Annotated in this window: 9 protein-coding genes; 5 read left to right on the top strand and 4 right to left on the bottom strand. The window is 59.5% G+C overall.

Going from position 1 to position 7,199, the window contains the following annotated elements; all coding sequences use genetic code 11:
• The 4 genes from IB244_RS21120 to IB244_RS21105 form a co-directional block, all read left to right on the top strand.
• The coding region (locus IB244_RS21120; RefSeq protein ID WP_192305444.1) for a DUF3300 domain-containing protein at positions 1-1,085 on the top strand (1,085 nt) is incomplete at its 5' end.
• 22 nt (positions 1,086-1,107) lie between these two features.
• Positions 1,108-2,049, top strand: a complete 942-nt coding sequence (locus IB244_RS21115) for a DUF2950 domain-containing protein (RefSeq protein ID WP_192305442.1) — start codon at positions 1,108-1,110, stop codon at positions 2,047-2,049.
• Between the two features lie 248 nt (positions 2,050-2,297).
• The gene (locus IB244_RS21110; protein WP_192305440.1) at positions 2,298-2,648 is read left to right on the top strand and encodes a hypothetical protein; all 351 of its coding nucleotides are present in this window, start codon (positions 2,298-2,300) and stop codon (positions 2,646-2,648) included.
• A gap of 186 nt (positions 2,649-2,834) precedes the next feature.
• Entirely contained in the window at positions 2,835-3,194 is a 360-nt protein-coding gene (locus tag IB244_RS21105; RefSeq protein WP_018860382.1) for a hypothetical protein, read from the top strand.
• 225 nt (positions 3,195-3,419) lie between these two features.
• Here IB244_RS21105 and IB244_RS21100 read toward each other — a convergent pair whose 3' ends face one another.
• The 4 genes from IB244_RS21100 to IB244_RS21085 form a co-directional block, all read right to left on the bottom strand.
• Complete coding sequence (locus IB244_RS21100; protein ID WP_246734560.1) at positions 3,420-4,040, bottom strand: MarC family protein; 621 nt, start codon at positions 4,038-4,040, stop codon at positions 3,420-3,422.
• Positions 4,041-4,183: 143 nt separating this feature from the next.
• Positions 4,184-4,555 (bottom strand): STAS/SEC14 domain-containing protein, encoded by a 372-nt coding sequence (locus IB244_RS21095; RefSeq protein WP_246734572.1) that lies wholly within the window; start codon positions 4,553-4,555, stop codon positions 4,184-4,186.
• A gap of 347 nt (positions 4,556-4,902) precedes the next feature.
• The gene (locus tag IB244_RS21090) at positions 4,903-5,115 is read right to left on the bottom strand and encodes a hypothetical protein (protein WP_018860379.1); all 213 of its coding nucleotides are present in this window, start codon (positions 5,113-5,115) and stop codon (positions 4,903-4,905) included.
• Positions 5,116-5,335: 220 nt separating this feature from the next.
• Positions 5,336-5,947 (bottom strand): FGGY-family carbohydrate kinase, encoded by a 612-nt coding sequence (locus IB244_RS21085; protein ID WP_192305457.1) that lies wholly within the window; start codon positions 5,945-5,947, stop codon positions 5,336-5,338.
• 315 nt (positions 5,948-6,262) lie between these two features.
• Between IB244_RS21085 and IB244_RS21080 the strand changes: the two genes are divergently transcribed.
• A complete protein-coding gene (locus IB244_RS21080; protein WP_018860377.1) occupies positions 6,263-7,192 on the top strand; it encodes a LysR family transcriptional regulator in 930 nt (309 codons plus the stop codon).
• Positions 7,193-7,199 lie beyond the last annotated feature (7 nt).

The following is a 7,199-nucleotide window of genomic DNA, read 5'->3' as shown; positions in this document are numbered from 1 at the left end:
AGCAGAAGGACGTCCTTGTGGCCATTCAACAGCTACGCGACCAAGCGGTGGCCAAGGGCGCGATCAAGACGGACGACAAGATCACGATCGTCAACGAGGGCGACAACGTTGTCATCCGGCCGACCGACCCCGAGAAAGTCTACATCCCGAAATATCCGCCGGAGATGCTCTACGAGCCGGGCTACGCCTACCAGCCTATTAGCTACTACGACCAGCCCTATTCGAACTATTGGTATCCCGGTGCTGCCTTCTTCGCCGCAGCCGTGACGGGCGTTGCCTGGGCGGCTGCGGTCAACTGGGACAACTGGGGCGTTTGGGGCGGCAACTGGGGCGGCGACATCGACGTCGATTGCAACAACTGTTTCAACAACCGCAATTTCAACGGCAAGGTTAAGTGGAACGACGTCGACTGGAAGAACGTCGACCGCAGCAAGCTCAACATCGACAGAAGTCAGTTGGCGAACGTCGACCGCAACACTATCCGAAACAATCTCCAGGCCAATGGCGCCAACAACCTGCGCAATCGCGCCTCCGAGATCAACCGTGAGCGCGGCGCTGGCGTCGCCAACCGGGCGGACCGCGCAGCCGACGTGCGCAGAAGCACCGCGGAGGGTCTGAAAAACCGTGGTGGTAACGCCGGGCAAGCCGGCCTCAACCGCCCCGGCGGTGGGGTCGCCAACCGGCCAGCGGCAGGAAATCGGCCAGGCGCCGGCGCGGGCGTAAATCGCCCCGGTGGCGGAAACCGGCCGGCGGCCGGCCAGCGGCCCGCGAACGGTAAGCTCGCCGGCAAGGCAGACAACCGCGGCCGCGCAAACGCACTCGGCAACGTCTCGTCGAAGCGCGGTCAGGTCGACGCTTCGAGGCGTGGAGCGCAGAGCCGCGCCAACGCCCAGCGCCCCAACCGTTCCAACGTCCAGCGCTCGCCCAACCGTTCCAACATTCAGCGCGGTGGGGGTGGACGGTCGCAGATGAGCCGTGGCGGTGGCGGACGGCAGCAGATGAGCCGCGGTGGCGGCGGTAGACAAATGCCTCGAGGCGGCGGCGGCCGCGGTGGCGGTGGCGGACGCGGTGGCGGCAGACGTTGAGCGACCTTTGGGGAGAAAAACGATGAACACGTTCTTCAAGTCTGCAGGCCTCTGGGCCGTTCTTGCAACAACGACCGTTCTTTGCGGAACTGTACCGGTGCTCGCCCAGGATACGCCGTTCGACAACTTCACGGCCTCAACTCCGGCGCCGCAATTCGACGACCCGATTGCGGCGGTCGACAAGCTGAAGGCAGCGCTGTCGTCCGGCGACGTCGATGGTCTTGCTGCGCTGCTCGGCATCGACGCGGCCAAGCTAAAGGCCAACGAGGATGCCATGAACACCTACCGGCAAATCCGCGAGGGCGCCGCAAAGCAGGTGGTCGTGGAGGACCGGGACGGCAAGAAGATCGTCGAGATCGGCGACAAGCTTTGGCCGCTCCCCTTCCCGCTCGCGAAACGTGGTGATGGCAAATGGGCCTTCGATACCAAGGCGGGCTTCGAGGAGATCCTCGACAGGCGGATCGGCGAGAATGAACTGCAAGCGATCGACACCATGCGCAACTACGTCGACGCGCAGCAAGAATACGCTTCGGCCGATCACGACGGCGACGGCGTTCTCGAATATGCACAGAGCCTTATAAGTAGCCCTGGCAAGACAGACGGCCTTTACTGGCCCCCCAACCAGGGAGATCAAGACAGTCCCGCCGGAGCCTTCGTCGAACAGGCCGCTCTCGAGCGTGCGAAGGCCGGGGATGGCTATTTCGGCTACCGTTTTCGGATCCTGAAGGGCCAGGGCGCCAACATAGCCGGTGGCGACTACAGCTACATAATCAACGGCAACATGATCGTCGGGTTCGCGCTCGTCGGATGGCCCGTCAAATACGGTGAGACGGGAGTGAAGACGTTCCTGGTGAGCGAGAAGGGCGTCGTCTACGAACGCGATCTCGGCACCAACACCGCCGCGGCGGTCGCGAAAATGACGCGCTTCAACCCTGACGAAAAATGGGACATCGTACCCAACTGATTTTGGCGACGGCGCATTTTAACACTGCCGTATTGGCTCGGGCGCGCGCCCATAAAACTCTTCGAACGTGTAGAAGGGAGGCAAGTCATGGGTCAAACGATGAGGGCCGCTGTGGTGCGGCCCGATCAAGAGATGTTGCGCAAGTTGATTGCATAACTGGTGCAGGCAGCTTGGGTCCCGAGCTATTGCTTCAAGTCAATCAGTGACGCGTGTGCCGAATTGGCGCCAAAACATGCGAGGATCAATCAATGCTGTTCTTCTTTGCACGGACTGTACGCGCTTTGATCAGGGTATCGATCGTGGTGCTGGCCGCTTGTTGGACGTCGCTCCAAGTATCTGGTTCAGCGGCGTTGGCTCAGGATCCTTTTGACCGTTTCCCTTTGGTCATCACCTGCCAATACAAGGACACGTTCCATGCATTCTATTTGTCCCGAGTCACTGAGGACGGGACGGCAACGTTTGTTGCGTCGGACCGAATCGGAGGTACTATTACTTTACATGGCCGTGCCAAAGCTATTGGAGATTCCGAAGGCGAGAGCTGCGTCGGCAAGACCCTCGAAGAGCTGAGGGCCTCGGGACAGGCGCGCGACATCAGATAGCGGTGGGCCGACCGGGTAATTCCTTCTGGTCGTCCGTCGTGTGCGTTAGCATTAACACCCACGCTAGCTTCAAACAGTCTAAGATCGGATTCCCGCCCAAATTCTGGGCTGGTATTGACTACGCTCAATGCCCTGCCGCTGGGCGTACGCTATGTTCACGGCAAACCATCTTTGTGGAGCATTGAAATGATGAAGCTAGCGGCACTGCTTGGAATCGCAATCACAATCGCTACGGTCGCATGCCCGGTCGATGCTCAACAGACCCGGCGCGAATATCGCAGGATGAACTGGAGCGAAAGTCTTCCGGAATATGTTCGCACCTATCATGGCAAGCGACTATCTATAGTTAGCTACCGAACCGCAAACTTCTCCGAAACTGGTTCACATCCATCTCCCGGCAGCGCACAGCACCAGAAGGCCATTAGAGACGCGGCAAAGTCGAACAAGTGGCTTGTCGGGCAACTCAAGGCCAAGGGGCTCAAGCCCGACGACATCGAGTGGGTCATGAGGGCACGCAACGGCAACATGGTGTTCTATGTGGAGTGAGCTGGTGATCATTTGTGGCCGTGCTTGCCGCCATGCTCGGCGTCTCATACGTGCCTGATCGTGTCAATTGGAATGAAAGCGTTCCAATGAGGTGCCTCGATGTGGCAACCGATTTTGAAAGCGCCGCTCGCGCTCGAACTACAGCTCGCAGTCCTGGACGACGAGGGGGTGCATGCGCTTGTCTTTCCCTGTCGCAAAACGTTGCCCAGTGCGGAAAAGCGGTGGTCACCAGGCAATCATGCTTAAACTATGCAAAATTATCTGCAGACCCAGAGCAGCCTGGGTAACGCCAAGCACCACTGCCAAAACCTGTAGTGAAGTTCCGATCCATCTAAGGATAGACTCCGCGAACAGCATTGCCATCCAGTCCAGCGCCAAGATCAGCAATACGATGGCCGCCACGGTGAGCCCTTCCGTTTGGCGGTCACCCGCCAACGTCGCGAAGACGATCACGGCGGCTATACCATAAGGCGTCACGATCGTTGGAAACGCCAGCGGTGTAAGAGCTAGTCCCAGATCCGTTTGGCCCGGCTCTGTCGGTCGTACCGGGAGGTTAGCAGCCGGCTGCAAGACAGTTCGCAAGGCCACGATGAACAGGATGATGCCGCCGGTCATCGCCAGCACCGGCAACGAGATTTCCAGATTTTCAATCATGGTGCGTCCGAGAAAGCCGGCGATCGCGAGCGCCGCCGCCGAGAAAAGGATCGCTCTGGAGGCTATTCGTCGCCGAACGCGGGGCTCATAGCTGCCTGCGAGGACCTTGAATGGCACCAGTATCTTGATTGGACCGAGCATCAAAAAAAGCATCAGGAATATTTTGCGCGCGCCGAACTCCACTTCAGGCATGTCCGCTCCGAGCGGCGATTGCGCAAAGGATTGCACGGGAAGACATGCGGCCCAAACCACAGTCAGAACAAAGGCCAGGAGACTCCGCCGGCCGGGACAGCGCGACCAAGGATCTGCTTCTGCCTCTTTCTCCCCCGGATAAGTCATGGTCGGCCAGTCTCCAACCACGAAAGGGCTGCTGCTCGTTGCCCAAAGTCGAATGAGCGAATCTCAGGGTGGACGAAATAGTGGGCGATGGCGGGGATGAGCCTAAGAAGCCTGCTGCCGATTACAACAGCAATCCGTTCGATTTGTCGATGGTGACCAGACACAAATTTCAGATGAGCAGCCAGAACCCCGAAGTTCTTCCAGCCGGGGAATGATTCAATACTGATCATCAGACCGTTGAGTTTGCCGTCTGAACGAAGGACGAACCCAACCCCATTCGCGATCGTCGCGAAGTCGGCCCGTTCGAGCGAACCGTATGGTGTAATGATCAGGATGTTCTTGTCGCGCAGCGGCTCAACGACAATCATGGTCACCCCCACTTGTCCTTAGTGCGGCTGGGTCAAACGCTCTCCCGGCGAACCTGACCTCGGCAACAAACGAACAGCCGAACAAGAGCATGACATCGGCGCAACGAAGTTTCAAATCGCATCGCTGCGGCATCGTCCCTTTGGCCGGCGTCTCGACAATCAGCCTTGGGCAAAGTCAACGTGCCAATGCATCCCGCGCTCTCTGCCAATCGCTGTGCCGACTTTGGTTAACGCCATCCGTCCGCTTCGCTGCAGCGTCCATTCCATGTCCCAGAATTTCAGAGCCTCAGGGGCCTGGCAACGCTTTTAGCAGGTTGTCGCAGCGGCGCCCGGCTGCGCAATCTGCCTCAGCAATGCGTCTCGGGTAAATCGGCCAGAAGCTTGTCATAGAGGTCGAGTATTCCCCGCACTGTCGCATTTGCATCGACCGAACCGATGGCAAACTCACCGGCGCGACAATTTCCGGCAACCCGCCCGATCGCGCCGCGCCATGTGAAGACCTTCGAGCCGTAACCAGAGGCCAGAGCCGAACCGCGACTGTCTTGGCCGAAGTCTGGCACAGTTGCTTCGGCTTCATTATAAGGTTTTGGCAGACACTTATAACGGCGGGATTACACGACAACAAACGCCGTTGTCATCAGGTCCCGTCAGTCTCCGATCTGCCCTCCCGTGGTGAGTGCGCACGCGCCGACGCGCCCTCCGTTCACACCAGCCCGATTTTTTCATTTGCCTGGCGGCATTTCGGCTAGCGGCGCGCGCCGGTTAATCCTCAAAGGCTCGCTAAGCGACTTGAGAAGCGAACTGGATGGTTGCCCGCACTGCTGCCTTCCACCCTCGAACCAACTGGAAATTCTGGTCAGCGCCCACGGATGGATGAAAGCCTTGTCCGATTTCCCGTTCGGCGGCGAACTGCTCCGGGCCTGGCCAGCACCCGGCGCCATGACCAGCCAGCCATGCAGCTCCGAGTGCTGTCACTTCGCTTGAACTTGATCGCTGGACAGTAAGACCGACGATGTCTGAAAGGCGCTGCATTGCCCAGGCGTTCTTCGACACACCGCCATCGACGCGAAGCAGCGATATGGATGCATCCGGCCAATCGCTCCGCATTGCCTGCATCAAATCATGCGTCTGGAGACAGATCGAATCCAGGGCCGCACGTGCAAGCTCCGCCGGACCTGAATTCCTGGTCATGCCGAAGAGCGTGGCCCGGGCGCTCGGATCCCACCAGGGGGCGCCGAGGCCAGTAAATGCTGGAACAAGATAGAGCTGCTGCTCAAGGTCTGCCTGCTGGGCAAGGTCGGCGGTCTGATCGGCGCTGCCGATAATGCCGAGACCATCCCGCAACCACTGAACCGCAGCCCCCGCAATGAAGATAGAGCCTTCGTGTTGCAGATGGCCGGGCGCTCACTTCAGCCCCAGCTCACAGAGAAAATTGCCCGTTCTTTGTGTCTTGGATTTTTCACAAATGCGGACCGGGTGTTTCGAACTGTTGTCTACTTGGCGGGTTAATACACACATATACAATTCCTCACCCTCGCAAATGCAGTCCGCCGAAAGTCGTTGGTGGCAGTCCCGTCCGGCACCTTGGCCAGATTGCCGGAGAACCATCGCCGCAAGTCTATCGACGGCGACGCTGTTTTGGTTCAGGATCGCGATCGAACTTCCAGGCGTGTTTCTCGGGCGTTTGCCCATTGGTTGGGGCGCGACATGGATCGTCTCGATGCAATGCGTGTCATACTTGCGGTCGTCGATGCCGGCAGCCTGTCGGCAGCCAGCCGCAAGCTCAACGCGCCGCTTCCCAGCGTCAGTCGCAAGGTGGCCGAGCTGGAACGGCATCTCGGCGCCAGCCTCATCGTCCGCACCAGCCGGAATATCCAGCTTACCAATGCCGGGCGGGACTATGTCGATGCGGCACGACGGATCATTGCTGATCTTGAGGAGGCCGAGCGGCGCGCCTCGGGCGAGTACGAGGCACCACGCGGCGAATTGGCGATTACAACTGCGGTCGAATTCGGCACGGGCATAGCGTTACCGATCGCGCTTGCTTTCATGGACCAATATCCAGATGTCACGGTTCGCTTTCTCGCCGTAGACCGAATGGTTCAGCTGATTGAGGAGCAGGTAGACATCGCCATTCGCCTCGGACCACTCGCCGACAGCGCGCTCTACGCCGTCAGGGTCGGTGACTATCGAATGCTGACCTGCGCCAGCCCCCGCTATCTCGACCGACGTGGAACGCCGCGACACCCGCTCGATCTAGCTGACCATGACTGTATCCTCTTCGGCAATCCCTCCAAATTCTGGACCTATCACGTCAGCGGCGAGGAACTGATCGCAGCACCGCGTACCAGGCTTTCTGTAAGCACGGCAGCCAGCAATCTTACGGCGGCGTTGGGCGGTGTCGGGATCGCGCGTCTATTCGACTATCAGCTCCAGGACGAATTCCGGTCAGGCGCGCTTGTCCCAATCCTGACCGAGTATGATGGCCCGGCGCGGCCCGTACACATCGTCTATCCGCGCCAGGGGCTGCTCCCACTGAAGGTGAGAGCGTTCATAGATTTTGCCGCGCCAAGGCTGCGCGCCGCCTGCTGCGGCAAGCTGCCCGAGTCAACGGGCTTATCGGATTTGAGAGGCTGACTCTCAC

This window comes from Rhizobium sp. RHZ02, from assembly GCF_014851575.1.
Lineage (GTDB): Bacteria > Pseudomonadota > Alphaproteobacteria > Rhizobiales > Rhizobiaceae > Rhizobium > Rhizobium altiplani.
This window is presented reverse-complemented; position numbering and strand designations above follow the sequence as displayed.